This window comes from Bacillus cereus group sp. BcHK124 (genome assembly GCF_027712065.1).
Classification (GTDB): Bacteria; Bacillota; Bacilli; order Bacillales; family Bacillaceae_G; genus Bacillus_A; species Bacillus_A pacificus.
The window spans coordinates 443,275-463,700 of sequence record NZ_JAQFPJ010000001.1; the positions used below are offsets into that span (position 1 = coordinate 443,275).

A 20,426-nucleotide genomic window follows, 5' to 3' on the forward strand; every position below is an offset into this window, starting at 1 on the left:
TATAAAAGTGATCTTTTGGGTACAGTGATGATAAGAAACATATATAAAGGAGTACATAATATGAAATTAGAAAATGGATGGGAAACGAGCTTTTTAGAAGTCGTACAAAATAGTGAATTTAAGAAAGAGGCACTTCTTAGCCAATTACTTTTTGCAGATAGTGAAGAAGTAGAAGAGCTTGTAGATGATTATGGTTATGAAGAAATCATTGACCGCGAACATGATGATGAATTAGCTCATATTTTAGGAGAAGAACTTTTTAGTGAGATGGAACGACACGTATTCTTATCTTCACAGCCAGAAGAAAAACTTATTTCATTCGTAAATGGATTAGGTTTTCATGTGTTAGATTGGATTGTTCTTCTTGAAACAGAATTTAGCATTGATAGTGCAAACTTTACGTCAGACGCCGTGAAAACGTTAGAAAAGCGTTTTAGACAATTTCCATACATAGAGGACAAGACAATTTTTGATATGACATTTGGAGAAGCAATGGATGTATTAGAGTCTATTACAGGATTACAACTGAAAGAAAAGATGAATGTATAATGTAAAAAAAGAACGTGAGACTATCACGTTCTTTTTTTACATTATAATAATTTTATCATCTAGTTTCGTTTGTCCGCTAAGAAGTGCGTTTAAATATTCCACTTTTCTTATACAGGCTTGTATATGTCTTTCAACCTCTTGTAACTCTGCTTGGTGATGCGTTTCAATAGGATGAATTTGTACGTTGAATTTTTCAAATTGACTACTATATGTTATTTCTGCATAGCCGCTCATAATATCTGTTTCGTTATGAAATAAAAATTGCTTCGTTTTGTCACAGAATGATACATTCTGAAAGCCATATACTTTTAATGCTTCAATTACTTTTTTTATCATTTTTGTATTCATTTTTTTAACCCTCTTTACGAAGTTCTACTTATACATTATAACATAAAAAATTACATAGAAAGCGCTTCCAAGTGTATTTTATTATAAACTTTACGTTTCAATCACAAAAATGAAACAAAGAAAAAATAATTGTAAAGAAGGAAGGACTCTTTTATTGTTTCGTCATATATATAGAGAAATAGTGCAATGAAAGGAAATTTTCCGAGGTGGAGATCGTATTTCCAATTTGAGCGCAGTAAAAGAGGTGAAGATCTTGAACTTTGATATTGTAGGACAAAAAGCATATATAAAAGATGGACCGCATCGGAACCGAATTGGAATTGTAAAGAAAAACGAGACAAAATTAGAATCGCAGTTTGCTATTGTAATTGGAGAACAAATCATTGATGTAGAGCTAAAGGATATCGTGTTAGTTGGAGTAGACGTAGGACAATTTCATAAATGGTGCGAACAAAATGGTTATTTGTGAAAAGGACGGGCTGTGAGATAATGAAATATATTTGAGGAAAGAGAATATATTATTGTATTCTCTTTTTCTATGTGTAAGGAGACGGAAATGAAGTATAAAGAACGAGATTTTACATTGGAGCTAAAGGAGAAAATTCAATGTATGGAAAAAGAAATAGAGATCATATCACGTAAACTCTCTAAAGAATATTCGAATTTATACATAGAAAAAAACATGGAATTAGATATGGGATTTGCAAGAGAAAAAGAGAATCCTTTTGAGGTGGGTTATTATTCATCAGTTGCGATAGCTATATTAGATGAAGAAAAAGAGAGGATTGAATTTCACAATATTTCAATTTGGAAATGCGAAAGACTCTTTTTAGGAATGCCAATTCAATCCAATATTTTTGGGAGTAAGAAAGTAGGGGAACTTGTTGATGAATCTTGTTATGAGATTGAGGAAGAGTTAAAAGAGCAACTAGAAGAATACTTGAATTGATAATTCTCAAGATAAGATCTATAAAGAGGGAACGGAATAAAAAAGACGCTAACATACAATTGTTAGCGTCTTTCTTTTATTATGAAGCAATTTCACCAGTTTTTGTATCATCTTGGTTGTACGTATCTTGATCTAATTCACCAAGCCATTTACTAGAAATAAGACCTGCTGTCATAGAACCACTTACGTTAAGAGCTGTACGACCCATATCGATTAATGGCTCAACCGAGATAACAAGAGCGACAATACCGATTGGTAAGTTCATTGTAGATAGTACGATTAATGCTGCGAATGTTGCACCGCCACCGACACCGGCAACACCGAATGAGCTAATCGCAACGACAGCGATTAAAGTTAAAATAAATTGCGGTTGTAATGGATCGATTCCTACAGTTGGAGCGACCATCATTGCAAGCATCGCTGGATAAATACCTGCGCAACCGTTTTGTCCGATAGATACTCCGAATGATGCTGCGAAGTTAGCGATTCCTTCAGAAATACCAAGTTTTTCTTTTTGCGCTTCAATATTTAATGGCATTGCGCCAGCACTAGAGCGAGATGTGAATGCAAATGTTAATACAGGGAACACCTTTTTCAAATATTGAATTGGATTTAAACCAGATAGAGCAATTAATAATAAGTGGATAACGAACATTACGATAAGTGCTACGTAAGACGCTAACACGAAGTTACCAAGTTTTAAAATAGCATTTATGTCGCTACCAGCAACTGTTTTTGCCATAAGAGCTAATACGCCGTATGGAGTAAGACGTAAAATTAATGTTACCATACGCATTACAATTGCATATACAGCATCAAGCATTTTCTTAAATAGCTCTGCTTGTTCTGGATATTTTCGTTTTACACCTATAAAGGCGATGCCGATAAAGGCTGCAAATATTACAACAGAAATTGTTGATGTTGGACGAGCGCCTGTTAAATCAAGAAATGGATTTGTAGGCAATAGTTCTAATAATTTATCTGGAATTGTTGTTTTTTCAATAGAAGTAAATCTTTCTTCAACTAGCTTCAGACGAGCAGATTCTGCATCACCTTGTTGCAGACCAGTTGCAGATACATCAAATCCTGCACTTGCAGCGATACCGACAGCTGCAGCAATTCCTGTAGTAAGAATTAAAATTCCGATAATAAGACCACTAATTTTACCAAGATTTTTCGTTAACTGTAATTTTGTAAATGCTGAAATAATAGATACTAAAATAAGTGGCATAACGATCATTTGAAGTAACTTCACATAACCGTTACCGATTAAGCCAAACCAAGTATTTGATTCAATAATTACTTTAGAAGTTGGCTCATAAATAAATTGTAATATAAGACCGAAGATAATTCCGACTCCTAAAGCGGTAAATACGCGTTTATTAAAAGATACATGCTTACGTTGCATATAATATAATACGCCAACTAAAATGAGCATGACTGCAACGTTAATTCCGACAAGCAGTGTATTCATGTTGATTCCCCCTAATTCCAATCTGTTATATAGAATATAAGTCAATAAAACCCATAAGTCAACTAGGGAATTCCGGAATTAAAAAAAAGATGGCAAAATGCCATCTTTTAATGTCCAGCGCCAGGCACAAGTAAAAACGTCGTGTAGTATGTAAATCCTATGAAGAAAACAGTTAAATATGCCCCGAATACGTATATATACATACGCTCTGTTAATTTTAAATAGCTTAAAAGTACGAAGAAGCCTGTTTGTCCTAAAAATAGTAGTGCAGTCGAATGCATATCTCCTACGTAAAACATAACCGAGAAAATTCCAGTCCAAAAGCCGAGAACGCGAAACATGCGCTCCATGCCATCTCCCTCCTTTTCTAAAAAAAGTAAACCTCACTTCATTATAGTTTATTTTTCTTACTATTGTAAATATTCGTTCATATAAAAAGAAGCCAATTATCATCGGCTTCTTTTTATATGAGAGATTAAATTGTTAGTTTATAATTACAAGATTTACATCCATCTAGTAAACTATCGTTTCGTGTTAATTCCGTGTTAGGGAATAGGATTTCAAAAATCCCTTTCATCATATCTCCGTGCATATTACAAATTTCAGTTGGGTGATGGGCAGCAACTTCTTTAAATGGACAATTGTGTACATCATAGAAAATTTTCGTTCCATCTGTACTTAATTCAAATGCAGGTGATAAGCCAGCTGTCGAAAAGGCTTCTTTTGCAATTTGAATTTTTTGTTCAACTGTTAAGGCATCTTCACTCACATTTAAACGCTGCATATGTTGTTGCATTAATTCGGCCCCGAATTGTTTCCCTGTTTCGTAGAGCGCTTTTTCACCAGCAGCACCAAGGCTAAGTAAAGAATTAAACGCGATTCTTGCTAACAATTGATAGTCACGGAATGGGAATTGTAATTGGATAACATCTTCAGATAATACATATAATCTGCTTGGTCGTCCGCCTTTTCCAGTTTTCTTCGTTTCAGATTTCAGCATATGAACATCTTCTAATTTAGATAAATGTAAACGCGCTACGTTTGGATGAATGTCAAACTCATCTGCAATTTCTTGTACAGTTACGTAACTATGTTTTTGAGAAATATATTTATAAATGTAATAACGAGTTGGGTCAGCTAAAACACCTGTAATTTTTAAAGCTTGTTCCATGAGGATCTCCACCTTTATCACTTTATCCAAGATAATAACATTATAATACAGATAAACATGGGTATAGGTAATTTTAGACAATAATTCGGAAATTGTTCATAATTTCACAAACATATTTTTCCTTTTTCGTTTAGTGAAAATGCAAAAATACCGATTTTTCAGATGGATTTCTTCATGCTATATACATAGTGGGGAGGGAAAAATAATGAATGGAATTGAAAGCTTTGCGAATATGATTTTAAAAGAAGCGTGCAGGGTACAAGCGTCGGACTTACATATTGTGCCCCGGCAGAAGGATGTAGTGGTTCAACTGCGCATAGGAAAAGATTTAATGACGAAACAATACATTGAAAAGGAATTTGGAGAAAAAATTGTTTCACACTTTAAATTTTTAGCCTCCATGGATATAGGAGAGAGGCGGAAACCACAAAACGGTTCACTATATATACAAATAGATGGACAAGAAGTGTATTTACGCCTTTCCACGCTTCCAACCGTATATCAAGAAAGTCTCGTTATTCGCCTTCATTTACAAGCGTCTATTCAGCCGTTATCTCATCTTTCGTTATTTCCAAGTACAGCGAAGAAACTACTTTCTTTTTTACATTATTCCCATGGATTACTCGTCTTTACGGGACCGACTGGTTCAGGAAAGACAACAACAATGTATGCATTATTAGAGGTGATTAGAAAAAAGAAAACACGTCGCATCGTTACGCTGGAAGATCCAGTTGAAAAAAGAAATGACGATGTATTACAAATTCAAATAAATGAAAAAGCAGGTATCACATATGAGGCTGGACTAAAGGCTATTTTGCGTCATGATCCAGATGTTATTTTAGTGGGTGAAATTCGTGATGAAGAAACAGCAAAAATCGCTATAAGAGCAAGTTTGACTGGCCATTTAGTAATGACGACACTGCATACGAATGATGCGAAAGGAGCAATACTTCGGTTCATGGATTTTGGTATAACGAGGCAAGAGATTGAACAATCTTTATTGGCTATAGCTGCACAGCGACTTGTTGAATTGAAGTGTCCGTTTTGCAAAAGAAAGTGCTCAACTGTATGTAAATCAATGAGGCAAGTAAGGCAAGCGAGTATTTATGAGTTGTTATATGGATATGAGTTAAAACAAGCGATTAAAGAAGCAAACGGGGAATGTGTCACGTACAAGCATGAGACATTAGAGTCTTCGCTGCGAAAAGGATACGCTTTAGGATTTTTAGAAGAGGATGTTTATGTTTAAGAAAATATGGAGTTTAAGTGATCAAGTAATATTACTGAAACGATTAGGAGAACTATTAGAAAAAGGATACTCTCTTTTGCAGGCATTAGAATTTTTACGGTTTCAATTACCTTTAGAAAAGAAAGTACAATTGCAGCACATGATTGATGGATTAAAAAATGGAAAAAGTCTACACGATTCTTTTCATCAATTAAAGTTTCATCAGGAGATGTTAAGCTATTTATTTTATGCCGAGCAACATGGTGATATTTCTTTTGCGTTGCAACAAGGGAGTGTACTTCTTTATAAAAAGGATAAGTATAGGAAAGATATGATGAAAATAATGCAGTATCCTATGTTTTTGGCGTTCTTTTTAATAATCATGATTTTGATTTTTAACCGCATTTTATTACCACAAGTTGACATGGTATATAGTTCATTTGGTTCTACAGCACCGTTATTCACAGAACAAATATTAAGTACAATTAAGCTACTACCCTATCTTATTTTTAGCACAATTTTTATCGTTATGATTGGCTGTAGTGTATATATATTGTACTTTCAGAAACTCCCGCATATGAAGCGAGTAAAAATTATACTTCGTATCCCCCTCTTAAAAACATTTCTTATTTTAAAGCATTCGCATTATTTCGCCACTCAATTGAGCGGTTTATTACACGGTGGGCTATCAGTACTTGAGGCTCTAACAATAATGATGGAGCAAAAGTATCAGCCGTTCTTTCAGTATGAAGCGGGCCGAGTTAAACACCAATTAATTGCGGGAGAACCGTTGCAATCTATTATTGCTAAAAGCGGATATTATGAGGAAGAACTTTCTTATATTATTACACATGGACAAGCAAACGGTAATTTGGCGATTGAATTAGGTGATTATAGTGATCTGATTATGGAAAAGATGGAGCAAAAAATTAAACGTATGTTAGTGATTATTCAACCGATTTTATTTACGTGTATTGGAGCAATAGTTGTTCTTATGTATTTAGCGATGATTATGCCAATGTTTCAAATGATGAATTCTATATAGGAGGCATTTACATGCAAAATGAGGAAGGGTTTACCCTTTTAGAAATGTTATTAGTTATGGTCGTCATCACTGTATTATTACTATTAATTATTCCGAATGTAGTTACGCAGCGCTCATCCGTCGAAGGAAAAGGATGTAAAGCCTATGTGAAATCTATAGAAGCGCAAATACAAGTATATCAACTACAACATAATAAAATTCCCTCGCTAAAAGAGCTAATTGATGGGAAATATATTACAAAGGATGAGTGTCCGAATGGTGAAGCTATTCATATTTCCAATGATGGCACGGTAACAAGTGGGAAACTGTGAAGCAAAAAGGTTTTACACTTTTAGAAATGCTACTCGTTTTATTTGCAATTTCTGTACTAAGTATGGTCACGTATTTTCATGTACATTCATTATATGAAAAACAAAAAATTGAACAATTTTTAAGACAGTTTTCAAATGATATTTTGTATATGCAACAATTAGCCATAAATCGTCAAAAACACTATACATTACGATGGCATAAAGATAGACATATGTATTATATAGGGGAATCGAGTACGGATCATTCTATCATTAAAAGAGAATATGATAGCGATATACAATTGGATTTGAATACTTTTCCAAATCCGATGACATATAATCCGAGTGGAAATATTAATAGAGGTGGCACGATTTTACTTTCGTATCGAAGTTATAAATATGAGATTGTATTCCAGCTTGGAAGAGGGAGATTTACGTATCGTGAAATGTCAAAAAGGGTCAGTGATGGCTGAAATGCTTGTAGCATTAAGTATAGTAATGATGATGGTATCTTTACTACTTCCGCAAACAGTATTGATTATGCAAGAACGAAAAAACATACAAATTCGTTATAAGGCATTTGTATTATTAAAAAAAGAAGCAGCTTTATATATGTATCAGAATGAGGCAAAACAACAGAAAGAAAAAGTCATAAATGGAAATGTATATTACACATATTGGGGAGGAAATGAAGTTTGTGCGATGTGGAAAGATGTGAAAGGAAAAATGATGGAACAATGCTTTTATGCGGGAGAAAAAATGAATTAGAAGTTGGATTTACATTAATAGAAATGATCGTATGTTTTTTTCTGTTATCACTGTTCTTTTTACTCTTACCACGTTTAAACTTTATTGGAATAGAAAACAAGCAATCAAAAGGGTTAAATAATTGGGAATGGGATGTGTTTGTAGGACAAGTACAGTTAGAGTTTCGTGAAGTATCATTTGTGGAAAAAATAGTTCCTGAAAATAGAGAGAGTATGTTGCGCTTCCGTCTTCGCACTGGAGATGAAGTGACGTATGAAAAATTGAATAATCACCTTATAAGAAAAGTGAACATGCGCGGAAGAGAAGTTATATTACAAAATGTTGAAATGGTTTCGTATGAAGTAACACCTCATTTGCTCTTTATCAATGTGAAAGATAGGAGTGGGAAAATATATGAAGGTGTAGCTATAAGGTATAGCGAAATGGGAATACATGTATGATAAAACAAGATGGATTTACGATGCCAGGAACAATCATTTTTCTTATATTATTAACTTCGTTCTTTATATACGAAACGAATATGTTGCTTATAGATAAAAATTTTTATATTGAAATAGAGCAAAAGTTTGTATTGGAGGAAATACTAAATCAATCTATTACAAATATAAAAAAAGACTTACGGCAAAAAGAAAAGGAAGATACTTTTTTCTTTTCATATGAAAAGGGCGAAGCGAGTGGAAATTACGTATTTGAAAACGACGTTATTCTCGTTTCATTGCAGTGCAAAATAAAACAGGAAGTTTTCTATAAAGTAAGCTTTCGGTATAGAAAAAAAGATGAGAAAATATTCGATTGGATAGAAGGATAGTATGTGAAATATATGGATAAAAAACCATGATTTATCATTTGAAAATAGGCTGTTTTTTAAAAGGAAATGGATAAATAAAACAATTAAAAGTTTAAATTTTCTCAAAAAAGAGAAAGGTAGAAAGAATATGATATATTCATGCTATCCAATCATTATTTTTAGGGAGAATAGGGAAATGACAAACAACAATCAAATAGGTGAAAATAAGGAACAAACTATTTTTGATCATAAAGGAAATGCAATTATGACAGAAGATAGGGAAATACAAATTATTTCAAAATTCGAAGAACCTCTTATTGTCGTGTTAGGAAATGTATTAAGTGATGAAGAATGCGATAAATTAATTGAATTGTCTAAAAATAAATTGGCACGTTCTAAAGTTGGTTCATCACGTGATGTAAATGATATTCGAACGAGTAGTGGTGCATTTTTAGATGATAATGAACTTACTGCGAAGATTGAAAAACGAATTTCATCTATCATGAATGTTCCTGTTTCGCATGGAGAAGGATTGCACATTTTAAATTATGAAGTGGATCAACAATATAAAGCACACTATGATTATTTTGCGGAACATAGTAGATCAGCTGCTAATAATCGTATTAGTACGCTTGTCATGTACTTAAATGATGTAGAAGAAGGCGGAGAAACTTTCTTTCCGAAATTAAATCTTTCTGTGCACCCTAGAAAGGGAATGGCAGTATATTTTGAGTATTTCTATCAAGATCAATCACTAAATGAGCTTACGTTACACGGAGGGGCACCTGTAACGAAAGGTGAGAAATGGATTGCAACGCAGTGGATGAGAAGAGGTACTTATAGATAAAGCGAGTATGTTACGTTTTGTTCTTCAGTGTATAAGAAGAACAAAACGTTTTTTTATTAAATAAAGTAGCATCTTTCGTTATAATAACAAGTAATACATGACGATTGAGAGGAACGAAAATGAAATCTATATACATAACCGGCTATATGGGAGCTGGGAAAACAACAATTGGAAAAGCATTAAGTAAAGAACTTCATATGGATGTTATAGATACAGATCAAAAAATTGAAGAGAAGCAAGAGAAGGAGATTCGTGATATTTTTGCCGAAGAAGGTGAAATGGCTTTTCGGGAATATGAAAGTGAGATGTTACGTTCACTACCTGTTGAAAATGTAATCATTACAACTGGCGGCGGAATCATTGAGCGAGAGGAAAACCGAAAGTGGATGAAGGAAAATGGAACTGTCGTGTATTTATATTGTGATCCACATGTAATTGCAGAAAGGCTTCGTGAAGATACGACACGGCCACTATTTCAGAAGAAAGATATAGATGCATTTGTAATGAAATTCGAATTGCGCCGAGCTTATTATGAAGAGGCCCATATCCATATTGATACGACGAATAAGTCTGTAAAGCAAATTATGGATGAATTAAAAGAAAAGATTAATGAATAAAAAAGTGGACATACTAATCAAGTAGAGGTGATGATAATATGTCTACTAATGATTATGTTCGCTTTGTGACACAGCAGTTTGTGTCGTATATGGATGCTCCAAAAGAAGATCGTAAACAAAAGAAAGAACAACGCCGTGCTGAAAAAGAGCCATTTATGAATAAGTGGTTTGGTGTTATGCCGCTAAGTGCTGCTTTGTTTTATCAAAACGTAAAAAATAAAAGAAAAAAATCAAGTTAAAGATTTCGTAATATGTGTAGCAAAATGAAAATCCCCTAGTAGCATCATACTACTAGGGGATTTTCATTTACTGCATAGACTCTTTTTCTTCTGTAACGGCATGTATTTTATTGTTCACCCAGACAAATCCAATTCCGATACAAATGGAAATGCCCCATCCAACAGCGGTCATAATTGCTCTCATTTCACCGTAGCCATCTACACCGAAAACAGAGATGAAATAAATTTTTAAGAAGCTTTTTAATATGAATTGTAGACCGAAAAAGAGCGTTAAATATTGCAATGCTGGATAGATACGACTATCACGATACAGTTCACGACTTTTATCACGGTCATGGCCTTGCAGTGCAGCAATATCTGCTGCGAAATATAACATAAGTGGTTTTTTTATAAAAATTGTACATATAACGATAATACCGAGTACGATGTGATAATACGCATCGTTCCACAACATTCGTTCAGCTGATCCAGATAATAGATCTACCGTTGTATTAGAAATGAGTGTAATTAAAATAAAGAACCCTGTTACGTTAAACTGTTTTTCTTTTTTAAAGGTATACAGTGTATAAATAATCCCTGGAACAGAGGAAAGTAACATCGCGTAATAAGGATCGATATAAGGTTTTGCAAATTTCCAAATGAGGAATGGGATTACGAGATAAAAGACAAGATCTAATATAGCTTTTTTATTTTGATTCATACAAATCCTCCTTAAGTCATACATATATTTTATCATTTCCCGACAGAAAATTTCCACCTCAAGGAATGGGTAGGACATGGTCCAATGAGTAGGTGGGAGCTGAATGCCGGTTAGGAAAAAGCCTAAAGGTTCTTTTGGTGAAGAATTAGTATGAGATATCGGTATTCTAATCAGTTCGTTCCTATAGGAAGAAAATGTTATAGCTCCGAGGCATTTTTACATCTACGAAATGGTTTCATTGTAAAGGCTCTTTCATTTGTATTTTTTTTGAAAGGGACAGAGGAATTTCGACAAAAAAGAAGAAATGAATACGTAATTAGTATTTTTTTGCTACATCATGATATCGTTCTTATGCATATCATGAAAAAGATTGTAAACAAATAAAAAAAGGAAGTGAGGTGAAAAGCGGTGCTTATCCATAAAGCGTATCAGTTTCGGATCTATCCTAGTTTAGAACAAAAAATAGCTATTACAAAAACAATTGGTTGCTCACGATTTGTATTTAACTACTTTTTGGAAAAGTGGAATGATAGATATAAAGAAACAGGAAAAGGGTTATCCTATGGTACTTGTTCTTCGCAATTACCTACTCTCAAAAAAGAATTTGTATGGCTAAAAGAAGTGGACAGTATCGCTCTTCAATCTTCTCTTCACAACCTAGCTGACTCGTATGCAAGATTCTTCAAAAAACAAAACAAAGCACCTCGGTTTAAATCGAAAAATAATAAAGTCCAATCCTATACAACGAAACATACAAATGGAAACATTGCGATTATAGATAATAAATTGAAGTTACCGAAACTTGGTCTTGTCAAATTTGTCAAAAGTCGTGAGATAGAAGGACGAATTTTGAGTGCTACTGTCAGAAGGAATCCAAGTGGAAAATATTTTGTCTCGATTCTTGCTGAAGCAGAAGTACAAGAATTGCCGAAGACCGATTCCACTGTTGGTATAGATGTTGGTGTGAAAAACTTTGCTATTCTTTCAACGGGTGAGGTATTCGGTAATCCAAAATGGTCTCGGGTATTAGAAAAGAAACTCGCTCATGCCCAGCGTATTCTATCTAGACGTACAAAAGGCGGAGCGAATTGGAATAAACAGCGAATGAAAGTCGCTCGTATTCATGAACGAATCAAAAATGCAAGAACGGATTACTTGCAAAAACTCTCTACAAGAATCATCAAAAACCACGATGTGATTGGGATAGAAGATTTGCAAGTATCGAATATGTTACAGAATCACAAACTAGCGAAAGCGATTCAAGAAGTATCATAGGCACAATTCAAAGCGATGTTGTTGTATAAGGCACGCTGGTATGGAAAAAAGTGATTGTGGTGTCAAAAACATTCGCTAGTTCCCAAACCTGTTCGCATTGCGACTACAAAAATAAAGATGTGAAAAGCCTGAACCTGCGTGAATGGAAGTGTCCTTCTTGTGGTATGTATCATGATAGAGATGTGAATGCAGCGGAAAATCTGAGAAAAGAGGCCATAAGGCTCCTAACCGTAGGGATTACGGGGATTGCCTACTCATAAAACTGAGGAATACCTTAGTGTTCGTAGGAATCCCCCACTTCAAACAACTCGTTAGAGTGTTAAGTGGGGGTAGTTCAAAATATAATTTCTGAAAATTGTATAAGGTTTAATGGGAAAAGAAAAAATATATCAATTTTTGAGGGGTTAGTAGATTGAAAAAAATACCCCTAGCGTAGTAAGTTTTTTTAGTATATAATAAAGGAAACGCTTTCATTTTTGGTTTGTTCACAAAATGGACGGAAAATCACATATTTACTATCGATATGTTGCTTTATAATGAAACTAATTAAATATACATGCATACAATATTGTGAAATAAATAACATAAATAATTTATATAAATGTAAACGTTATCAAAAGAGAGAGGTGGAGGCAATGAGTAAATTTTTCTTCAATCATAATCCAGCAACAGTAGAGGATGGAAGGCTTGTTGAATATGCTGAAATTATTTATGGAGAAGGCGGCCGTTCTGTATTAGAAAATTTAATGGTGAAGGCATCTATCAGATTGCGTGATCGTTATCCGAATAAATCTGACGAGCAGATCTCGAACCTAGTAAATAAAGGCATCCATGATATGTTTCAAAAATATGTGAGTGAGTAAGAGTAGCCATTGGCTACTCTTATTTTTTTGTATAAGGATGGTGTCTCTAGCTGAAAATAAGGGTGTATTTTGAAAGATATAAAAGGAGTGAAACAGATGAGCAACGGAATTGGCCGTTCAAAAGAAAATCTTCCAACTGATGCAAATCATGTGAGTGCAAAGGATCGTGCGTATCAAAAACGCATGGCAAAGCAAAAACAACAAGAGCGTAATGGTGATAGAGGATAATTCAAAAAAGCTCCTTCAAAAATGAAGGAGCTTTTTAAGTTAGAAAATGATTCGCCGTAACATAAAAGAGTCCACCGTTAATAATTTGTACTGTAATGCGGGGTTCATATTGTTCTTGCAGTGCTTGTTTTTCAATTTCATAGCTTTCAGGAAGTTCATCACTTTCTTCATAAAAACGATTTAAAAGGTCCAAATCGTGATTCCAGCGCACTCTTGCTTCTTTCGCCCACGTATGGTCATCTTCTGCAATAATATTTTTTAAAGCATCCTCTATGCGTTGTAAACCACTTTGCGGTTTAATAATAGGCGAGAGCGTAAAACAAAAGTCAGGTATTTTCGGTGTAAGTTTAATTTTAGTTAATGTTTCATGAAAGTTTGCAATCATTGTGCCAGAAATAAGATGAATGCCAATCGAATGAAGAATATCTTTTTTTCGATCACATTGATAGGAAACTTTTATATTTACACCGAGCCACGGATGGAGCGGTGTATGCGTTGCTCCGCTATGCCGTATTTCTTCATATAAACGTATGTAAGAACCTAATTCTTTTGTCGTTTGAAAAATTTGATGAAGGCGTGGGGAACCGTAGTGGATAAGCTCACCATCGTTTTCTTCATTTTCTGGATTTGTAATAAGAGTAAGGCGCATCGGATTCGGTACGCCTCCTGTTTTTTCAAGATAGTGCCAATAAAAAGGGCGATTCATTAATAATTTATCCATTTCAATTGTTAACTGCACATCTAATAAATGAGGAGAACGTTCTAAAATTTCACAGTTATTTGCCTCAAAGAAATTGTATAAGTAATTATGAATTTCATGTTGCTGCATAGCCTTGCACCTCAGCTTCATTTCGCTTCGCAAAGTCGATAATAGATGTTAAGTTTTCCATCTTAATTCGGATTTCTCCTTCGCTTTTTGATTGCGCAAATATTTCTTGAATGTGTGCGTCGATGTTTTTCATATTAATTCTCGTTAAAATTTCATCAAGTTCACCGATCACACGCTCAAATAAATTAATTTTTTCATATAACAGTTTCAAAATATGTTCTTCCACAGTGTGTTTTGTAGCTAAGTTATAAATATGAACATCATTCTTTTGACCAAGGCGGTGAATACGTCCGATTCTTTGTTCAAGGCGCATTGGGTTCCATGGTAAATCGTAATTGATCATATGGCTACAAAATTGTAAGTTAATTCCTTCACCACCAGCTTCCGTTGCGATTAGCACTTGCGCATGATTTTGGAAAAGTTCCTTCATCCAATCTTTCTTTCCCCGTTTAAATCCGCCGCGGAATGGGACAGAAGAAATACCGTGCTGTTGTAAAAACCATTGTAAGTACATTTGTGACGCTCGGTATTCTGTGAAAATGACGACTTTATCGTCAATTTCTTTTATAAGCTCTAGCGCTTTATTTGCTTTTGAGTTAAAAGGAATACGGTTAATTTTGTCCATTAGCACATCAATATGCGGATCTTTTACGTAATTCTCATTTTCCTTCTGTCGTTTTTCTACATGTTTTTTTAATGAATAGTAAACGGCCTCGCGACTACTACACGCTTCCCGTTTTAAAGTTAATGATGAGAAAGCAGATGTGAAGGCGTCTTGTCCTCGCCAATTTTCGATATCATTATATAGAGCTTGCTCTTCTTCATTAAACTCAACAAAGATTGTACGTACATGTCTCTTTGGCCAATCAATCCCGGTATTATGACGCCGATTTCGGACCATTACTTTGTTAATAAGAGCTTTTAAATCTTCATCAGATTCGGCTGAACGATTTTTTGAAGCATAATATTCTTCAAAATTGGATTGATTGCCTAAGTGTCCTGGTTTTAATAAAGAAACGAGGTTGAAAATTTCATCAATCTTATTTTGGACAGGAGTAGCGGTTAATAATAAACAAAATTTCTTTTTTAATCGCTGTGCAAATTCATAGTTTTTTGTTTTATTATTTTTAAGTTTATGTGCTTCATCGATAATAATAAGGTCATATTCTAAGTTCAAAACGATATCACGATGTGGTGAACGTTTTGCAGTATCAATTGATGATACAATCACATCGGCTTGTTCCCACGAGTAGCTTTTCTTTTGAGCTACAGCTGGAATGAAAAACTTTGTATTTAATTCGTATGCCCATTGTGATACGAGAGAGGCTGGAACGAGTATAAGTACTTTTTTCACAAGGCCGCGGACCATATATTCTTTTAAAATAAGTCCAGCTTCAATCGTTTTTCCAAGTCCTACTTCATCTGCTAGAATCGCTTTACCATTCATTTGTTCAATAACATTTTGAGCGACTTCTAATTGATGAGGAAGTGGTGTGAAATGGGATAAATGTTTCGGTGCTTGTAATCCATCAAAAGTAGGAACAAGTAATGATTTTTCTGTTTCATAAGCTAAATGATATAAATCCCAGTTTGTCCAAGGACCATCTTCATCAATTCTATTTAAAAAATTGTTTTGCCACGTTCGATCTATGGAAATATCGACATTCATTACGACTCTCCCACCTTTTATAAACTAAAGTAATTATGAAAAAATCTTTAATATATAAGCCTTGTAATAAGGCGCTATTACACTTACTGAAAGGTAAATAATAAGTAAAGATAAAGGACTAAATCTTAAAAACTGTATGTAATAAGATTAAGCGTAAAAAATTCTAAATTATTTTTTATGCTAGAATATTGATGAAATATAGCGAATAATGTTAGGATAATGGTGTGAAATGTGTGGAATCTTTCGTATTTTATCCAAGAAAGTGATTTTTTATTTACGCTTTCATAAAAAAATATAATGAGATTCCGTATATCCTATCTTTTCAGAGTGAAAATGTTTAGATAAGGGAAACAACTTTTATTGATTTGTCAGAGCATAAGGGGGAGAGAGCATGATTACATTACAACGTACACCGTTATTTGATGTATACGCGAAGTATGGTGGGAAAACAATCGACTTCGGTGGTTGGGAGTTACCAGTTCAATTTTCAAGCATTAAAGAAGAACATGAAGCTGTACGTACAGCGGCAGGTTTGTTCGATGTGTCTCATATGGGAGAAGTTGAGGTAAAAGGTGTAGATAGTTTAGCATTTTTACAACGTGTTGTTACAAATGACGTATCTACCTTAAAGGTAGGGGGCGCACAATATACAGCTATGTGCTACGAAAATGGTGGTACAGTAGATGATTTATTAATCTACAAACGTGGTGAAGAAGACTATTTATTAGTTATCAACGCATCAAATATCGAGAAAGATTACGAATGGTTAGCTAGCCATGTAATTGGCGATGCGACAGTAGTCAATGTTTCTAGTGAAGTTGCACAGCTTGCAATTCAAGGACCAAAAGCAGAAGGCATTTTACAAAAAGTTGTGTCAGAAGATTTGAAAGAAATTAAGTTCTTTAAATTTAAAAACGATATTCTTGTAGATGGAATTCCAGCACTTGTATCTCGTACAGGTTATACAGGTGAAGATGGATTTGAAATTTACTGTAAGAGTGAAGATGCTGCAAAACTTTGGGAGAAACTTCTTGAAGTTGGAGCAGAAGAGGGCTTAAAACCATGTGGTTTAGGTGCTCGTGATACACTTCGTTTCGAAGCAACATTACCACTTTACGGTCAAGAATTATCAAAAGATATTACACCGGTTGAAGCTGGAATTGGCTTTGCGGTAAAACCAAATAAAGAAGCAGACTTCTTTGGGAAAGCGACTTTAAAAGAGCAAAAAGAAAACGGTGCGCCTCGTAAGTTAGTCGGCATCGAAGTAATCGAACGTGGAATTCCTCGTACGCATTACCCTGTATTTATTGGAGAAGAAAAAATCGGGGAAGTAACGAGTGGTACACAATCTCCAACGTTAAAGAAAAGCATTGGTTTAGCACTAATTGATGTAAAATACGCAGCAGTTGATACAGAAGTAGAAATTGAAATTCGTAATAAACGCGTCAAAGCAGTAGTTGTTCCAACACCATTTTATAAACGTTCAAAGTAACGGGGAGAGGGGTAGATTTCATGTTGCATCGTTATCTTCCAATGACAGAAGAAGACAAAAAAGAAATGTTACAAACGATCGGCGTTCAAACGATCGATGAGTTATTCTCTGATATTCCAGAGAGTGTTCGTTTTAAAGGGGATTTAAAAATTAAAGAAGCAAAATCAGAGCCAGAGCTTTTAAAAGAGTTATCTCAAATGGCTAGTAAAAATGCTAACTTAAAAGAGTACGCTTCTTTCTTAGGAGCAGGCGTATACGACCATTACGCTCCAGTAATCGTAGATCATGTTATCTCTCGCTCAGAATTTTATACAGCTTACACGCCATACCAACCGGAAATTTCACAAGGGGAATTACAAGCAATTTTTGAATTCCAAACAATGATTTGTGAATTAACAGGAATGGATGTAGCAAACTCTTCTATGTACGACGGAGGTACAGCTTTAGCTGAAGCGGCAATGCTAGCAGCTGGCCATACTCGTAAAAAGAAAATTCTTGTATCTAGCGCAGTTCATCCAGAATCAAGAGCTGTACTTGAAACATATGCAAAAGGTCAACACCTTGAAGTTGTTGAAATTAATCATAAAGATGGTGTAACAGATTTAGACGTATTACAAAGTGAAGTAGATGATACAGTTGCTTGTGTAATCGTTCAATATCCAAACTTCTTCGGACAAGTTGAAAAATTAGCTGATATTGAAAAAATCGTTCATCAACAAAAATCATTATTTATCGTTTCTTCAAATCCATTATCATTAGGCGCATTAACACCACCAGGAAAATTTGGTGCTGATATTGTCATTGGTGATGCACAACCATTTGGTATCCCAACGCAGTTTGGTGGACCACACTGTGGTTACTTTGCAACGACGAAAGCATTCATGCGTAAAATTCCAGGACGTCTTGTCGGACAAACTGTAGATTCAGATGGTAAACGTGGATTTGTATTAACGTTACAAGCACGTGAACAGCATATTCGCCGTGACAAAGCGACATCTAACATTTGTTCAAACCAAGCGTTAAATGCATTAGCAGCATCAGTTGCAATGACGGCACTTGGTAAACAAGGTGTGAAAGAAATGGCACGCCAAAACATTTCTAAAGCACAATATGCAAAACGTCAATTTGAAGCGAAAGGCTTCACAGTTACATTTGCTGGACCATTCTTCAATGAGTTCGTTGTAGATTGCAAGCGCCCAGTGAAAGAAGTAAACGATGCATTATTACAAAAGAATATTATCGGCGGTTACGACCTAGGCCGTGATTATAAAGAGCATGAGAACCATATGCTTGTAGCAGTAACTGAGCTTCGTACAAAAGAGGAAATTGACACACTTGTAAACGAAATGGGGGCTATCCAATGAAGAACCAAGACCAAGCACTTATCTTTGAAGTAAGTAAAGAAGGACGCATAGGATATAGCCTACCAAAATTAGATGTAGAAGAAGTGAAACTAGAAGATGTATTTGAGAGCGATTATATTCGAGTAGAAGATGCAGAGCTACCAGAAGTATCTGAACTTGATATTATGCGCCACTATACAGCACTTTCAAACCGTAACCACGGTGTTGATTCTGGTTTCTATCCACTTGGATCTTGTACGATGAAATATAATCCGAAAATTAATGAGAGTGTAGCTCGTTTCGCAGGATTTGCAAATATTCATCCGTTGCAAGATGAAAAGACAGTACAAGGTGCAATGGAATTAATGTACGATTTACAAGAGCATTTAATTGAAATTACAGGTATGGATACTGTTACATTACAACCAGCAGCTGGTGCACACGGAGAATGGACAGGCTTAATGTTAATTCGTGCATACCATGAAGCAAATGGTGACTTTAACCGTACGAAAGTAATTGTTCCTGACTCTGCTCACGGAACGAATCCAGCATCTGCAACTGTAGCTGGTTTTGAAACAATTACGGTAAAATCAAATGAACATGGTCTTGTTGACTTAGAAGACTTAAAACGTGTTGTAAATGAAGAAACAGCAGCACTTATGTTAACAAACCCTAATACATTAGGTTTATTCGAAGAAAATATTTTAGAAATGGCAGAAATCGTCCATAACGCAGGCGGTAAATTATACTATGATGGTGCAAACTTAAATGCGGTATTAAGCCAAGCGCGCCCAGGAGATATGGGATTTGACGTTGTGCATTTAAACCTTCATAAAACATTTACAGGCCCTCACGGCGGCGGTGGCCCAGGTTCTGGTCCAGTAGGTGTGAAAGCTGATTTAATTCCGTACTTACCAAAACCAATTTTAGAGAAAACGGAAGATGGCTATCGCTTTAACTATGATCGTCCAGAGGCAATTGGGCGCGTAAAACCATTCTACGGTAATTTTGGAATTAACGTTCGTGCATACACATACATTCGTTCTATGGGTCCAGATGGCTTGCGTGCAGTAACGGAGTATGCGGTATTAAATGCGAACTATATGATGAGAAGATTAGCACCATTCTATGATCTTCCATTCGATAGACATTGTAAGCATGAGTTTGTATTATCAGGTCGTCGTCAAAAGAAACTTGGTGTACGTACATTAGATATCGCAAAACGTCTGCTTGATTTCGGTTACCATCCACCAACAATTTACTTCCCATTAAATGTGGAAGAATGTATTATGATTGAGCCGACAGAAACAGAATCAAAAGAAACATTAGACGGTTTCATTGATAAGATGATTCAAATCGCTAAAGAAGTAGAAGAAAATCCAGAAGTTGTACAAGAAGCACCTCATACAACAGTCATTAAACGTTTAGACGAAACGATGGCTGCACGTAAACCAGTTTTACGTTATGAAAAGCCAGCTCCTGTACAAGTTTGATTAGAATAACAAAAGAAGAACTCGCTGCGGCGGGTTCTTTTTTGTATGGAGAATTTGTGCAGAAGTGGTGAAGAAAATGTTAAAAATTTATATTTTTTGTTTCATAATGGTGTAAAGAAGCAGTTTTATAGGTGATTTTGTTGAAAAAGTCAGTTTGATAAAAGTATTTATTTTTGTTAGAATTTTATTGAAATTAAGAAGATGTGATGAGGCAAAAATTAC

26 protein-coding genes and 1 pseudogene are annotated in these 20,426 nt (G+C 34.9%); 19 read left to right on the forward strand and 8 right to left on the reverse strand.

Annotated features, from left to right (window positions below):
• Positions 1–60 precede the first annotated feature (60 nt).
• Entirely contained in the window at positions 61–549 is a 489-nt protein-coding gene (locus PDK19_RS02375; RefSeq protein WP_044793794.1) for a hypothetical protein, read from the forward strand.
• A 36-nt stretch (positions 550–585) separates the two neighbouring features.
• Here the strand turns inward: PDK19_RS02375 and PDK19_RS02380 are convergent, their stop codons facing one another.
• On the reverse strand, positions 586–897 hold the full coding sequence (locus PDK19_RS02380) for a hypothetical protein (RefSeq protein WP_001093243.1): 312 nt from the start codon (positions 895–897) through the stop codon (positions 586–588).
• Positions 898–1,150: 253 nt separating this feature from the next.
• On the opposite strand from PDK19_RS02380, the gene PDK19_RS02385 reads away from it, so the two are divergent.
• A complete protein-coding gene (locus PDK19_RS02385) occupies positions 1,151–1,366 on the forward strand; it encodes a DUF3912 family protein (RefSeq protein WP_001008330.1) in 216 nt (71 codons plus the stop codon).
• 87 nt (positions 1,367–1,453) lie between these two features.
• Entirely contained in the window at positions 1,454–1,846 is a 393-nt protein-coding gene (locus tag PDK19_RS02390; protein WP_049113842.1) for a hypothetical protein, read from the forward strand.
• 79 nt (positions 1,847–1,925) lie between these two features.
• Here the strand turns inward: PDK19_RS02390 and PDK19_RS02395 are convergent, their stop codons facing one another.
• The 3 genes from PDK19_RS02395 to PDK19_RS02405 all read right to left on the reverse strand — a co-directional run bounded on the left by PDK19_RS02395 (position 1,926) and on the right by PDK19_RS02405 (position 4,491).
• A complete protein-coding gene (locus tag PDK19_RS02395; protein ID WP_001094339.1) occupies positions 1,926–3,320 on the reverse strand; it encodes an L-cystine transporter in 1,395 nt (464 codons plus the stop codon).
• Positions 3,321–3,427: 107 nt separating this feature from the next.
• Positions 3,428–3,670 carry a DUF2626 domain-containing protein gene (locus tag PDK19_RS02400; RefSeq protein WP_000440713.1) on the reverse strand — a complete coding sequence of 81 codons (243 nt, stop codon included), beginning with the start codon at positions 3,668–3,670 and terminating at the stop codon, positions 3,428–3,430.
• A gap of 125 nt (positions 3,671–3,795) precedes the next feature.
• Positions 3,796–4,491: a helix-turn-helix transcriptional regulator gene (locus PDK19_RS02405; protein WP_014893514.1), complete on the reverse strand. Its 696-nt coding sequence runs from the start codon at positions 4,489–4,491 to the stop codon at positions 3,796–3,798.
• Positions 4,492–4,696: 205 nt separating this feature from the next.
• Between PDK19_RS02405 and comGA the strand changes: the two genes are divergently transcribed.
• The 10 genes from comGA (at position 4,697) to PDK19_RS02455 (ending at position 10,312) form a co-directional block, all read left to right on the forward strand.
• Positions 4,697–5,740, forward strand: coding sequence for a competence protein ComGA (gene comGA, locus PDK19_RS02410; RefSeq protein WP_049112214.1), 1,044 nt, complete (start codon positions 4,697–4,699; stop codon positions 5,738–5,740).
• Positions 5,733–6,764, forward strand: a complete 1,032-nt coding sequence (comGB, locus tag PDK19_RS02415; RefSeq protein WP_208735413.1) for a competence type IV pilus assembly protein ComGB — start codon at positions 5,733–5,735, stop codon at positions 6,762–6,764. Before comGA ends, comGB begins: the two co-directional genes overlap by 8 nt.
• An 11-nt stretch (positions 6,765–6,775) precedes the next feature.
• Complete coding sequence (gene comGC / locus PDK19_RS02420; protein ID WP_001178694.1) at positions 6,776–7,075, forward strand: competence type IV pilus major pilin ComGC; 300 nt, start codon at positions 6,776–6,778, stop codon at positions 7,073–7,075.
• On the forward strand, positions 7,072–7,527 hold the full coding sequence (gene comGD, locus PDK19_RS02425; protein WP_000810387.1) for a comG operon protein ComGD: 456 nt from the start codon (positions 7,072–7,074) through the stop codon (positions 7,525–7,527). Before comGC ends, comGD begins: the two co-directional genes overlap by 4 nt.
• Positions 7,520–7,822, forward strand: coding sequence for a competence type IV pilus minor pilin ComGE (gene comGE, locus PDK19_RS02430; protein WP_124878201.1), 303 nt, complete (start codon positions 7,520–7,522; stop codon positions 7,820–7,822). Before comGD ends, comGE begins: the two co-directional genes overlap by 8 nt.
• The gene (gene comGF / locus PDK19_RS02435) at positions 7,792–8,262 is read left to right on the forward strand and encodes a competence type IV pilus minor pilin ComGF (RefSeq protein ID WP_113712357.1); all 471 of its coding nucleotides are present in this window, start codon (positions 7,792–7,794) and stop codon (positions 8,260–8,262) included. The genes comGE and comGF overlap by 31 nt, the downstream gene beginning before the upstream one ends.
• Positions 8,259–8,630: a competence type IV pilus minor pilin ComGG gene (gene comGG, locus PDK19_RS02440; RefSeq protein ID WP_208735414.1), complete on the forward strand. Its 372-nt coding sequence runs from the start codon at positions 8,259–8,261 to the stop codon at positions 8,628–8,630. The genes comGF and comGG overlap by 4 nt, the downstream gene beginning before the upstream one ends.
• A 175-nt stretch (positions 8,631–8,805) precedes the next feature.
• Positions 8,806–9,456: a 2OG-Fe(II) oxygenase gene (locus PDK19_RS02445; RefSeq protein ID WP_016718474.1), complete on the forward strand. Its 651-nt coding sequence runs from the start codon at positions 8,806–8,808 to the stop codon at positions 9,454–9,456.
• 119 nt (positions 9,457–9,575) lie between these two features.
• The gene (gene aroK, locus PDK19_RS02450) at positions 9,576–10,073 is read left to right on the forward strand and encodes a shikimate kinase AroK (protein WP_000836625.1); all 498 of its coding nucleotides are present in this window, start codon (positions 9,576–9,578) and stop codon (positions 10,071–10,073) included.
• A gap of 38 nt (positions 10,074–10,111) precedes the next feature.
• Positions 10,112–10,312 (forward strand): YqzE family protein, encoded by a 201-nt coding sequence (locus PDK19_RS02455; protein ID WP_000106079.1) that lies wholly within the window; start codon positions 10,112–10,114, stop codon positions 10,310–10,312.
• Between the two features lie 67 nt (positions 10,313–10,379).
• On the opposite strand, the gene PDK19_RS02460 is transcribed toward PDK19_RS02455, so the two are convergent.
• Complete coding sequence (locus PDK19_RS02460; protein WP_001073109.1) at positions 10,380–11,012, reverse strand: VC0807 family protein; 633 nt, start codon at positions 11,010–11,012, stop codon at positions 10,380–10,382.
• A gap of 408 nt (positions 11,013–11,420) precedes the next feature.
• On the opposite strand from PDK19_RS02460, the pseudogene tnpB reads away from it, so the two are divergent.
• Positions 11,421–12,547, forward strand: a pseudogene (tnpB, locus tag PDK19_RS02465) (IS200/IS605 family element RNA-guided endonuclease TnpB).
• A 185-nt stretch (positions 12,548–12,732) separates the two neighbouring features.
• Here the strand turns inward: tnpB and PDK19_RS02470 are convergent.
• Positions 12,733–12,849: a hypothetical protein gene (locus PDK19_RS02470; RefSeq protein WP_003279814.1), complete on the reverse strand. Its 117-nt coding sequence runs from the start codon at positions 12,847–12,849 to the stop codon at positions 12,733–12,735.
• A 73-nt stretch (positions 12,850–12,922) separates the two neighbouring features.
• Between PDK19_RS02470 and PDK19_RS02475 the strand changes: the two genes are divergently transcribed.
• Positions 12,923–13,150 (forward strand): hypothetical protein, encoded by a 228-nt coding sequence (locus PDK19_RS02475; RefSeq protein ID WP_000032699.1) that lies wholly within the window; start codon positions 12,923–12,925, stop codon positions 13,148–13,150.
• A gap of 96 nt (positions 13,151–13,246) precedes the next feature.
• Positions 13,247–13,378: a hypothetical protein gene (locus tag PDK19_RS02480; RefSeq protein WP_000064669.1), complete on the forward strand. Its 132-nt coding sequence runs from the start codon at positions 13,247–13,249 to the stop codon at positions 13,376–13,378.
• A 34-nt stretch (positions 13,379–13,412) separates the two neighbouring features.
• Here the strand turns inward: PDK19_RS02480 and PDK19_RS02485 are convergent, their stop codons facing one another.
• Together PDK19_RS02485 and PDK19_RS02490 are read right to left on the reverse strand one after the other, a co-directional pair.
• Entirely contained in the window at positions 13,413–14,207 is a 795-nt protein-coding gene (locus PDK19_RS02485) for a YqhG family protein (RefSeq protein ID WP_001183968.1), read from the reverse strand.
• Entirely contained in the window at positions 14,194–15,876 is a 1,683-nt protein-coding gene (locus tag PDK19_RS02490) for a DEAD/DEAH box helicase (RefSeq protein ID WP_001100019.1), read from the reverse strand. Before PDK19_RS02490 ends, PDK19_RS02485 begins: the two co-directional genes overlap by 14 nt.
• Positions 15,877–16,267: 391 nt before the next feature.
• On the opposite strand from PDK19_RS02490, the gene gcvT reads away from it, so the two are divergent.
• The 3 genes from gcvT to gcvPB are packed head-to-tail and all read left to right on the forward strand — an operon-like array spanning position 16,268 to position 20,204.
• Complete coding sequence (gene gcvT, locus PDK19_RS02495) at positions 16,268–17,368, forward strand: glycine cleavage system aminomethyltransferase GcvT (RefSeq protein ID WP_000631772.1); 1,101 nt, start codon at positions 16,268–16,270, stop codon at positions 17,366–17,368.
• Positions 17,369–17,388: 20 nt separating this feature from the next.
• Complete coding sequence (gene gcvPA, locus PDK19_RS02500) at positions 17,389–18,732, forward strand: aminomethyl-transferring glycine dehydrogenase subunit 1 (RefSeq protein WP_000903231.1); 1,344 nt, start codon at positions 17,389–17,391, stop codon at positions 18,730–18,732.
• Complete coding sequence (gene gcvPB, locus PDK19_RS02505) at positions 18,729–20,204, forward strand: aminomethyl-transferring glycine dehydrogenase subunit 2 (protein ID WP_000795696.1); 1,476 nt, start codon at positions 18,729–18,731, stop codon at positions 20,202–20,204. Before gcvPA ends, gcvPB begins: the two co-directional genes overlap by 4 nt.
• Positions 20,205–20,426 lie beyond the last annotated feature (222 nt).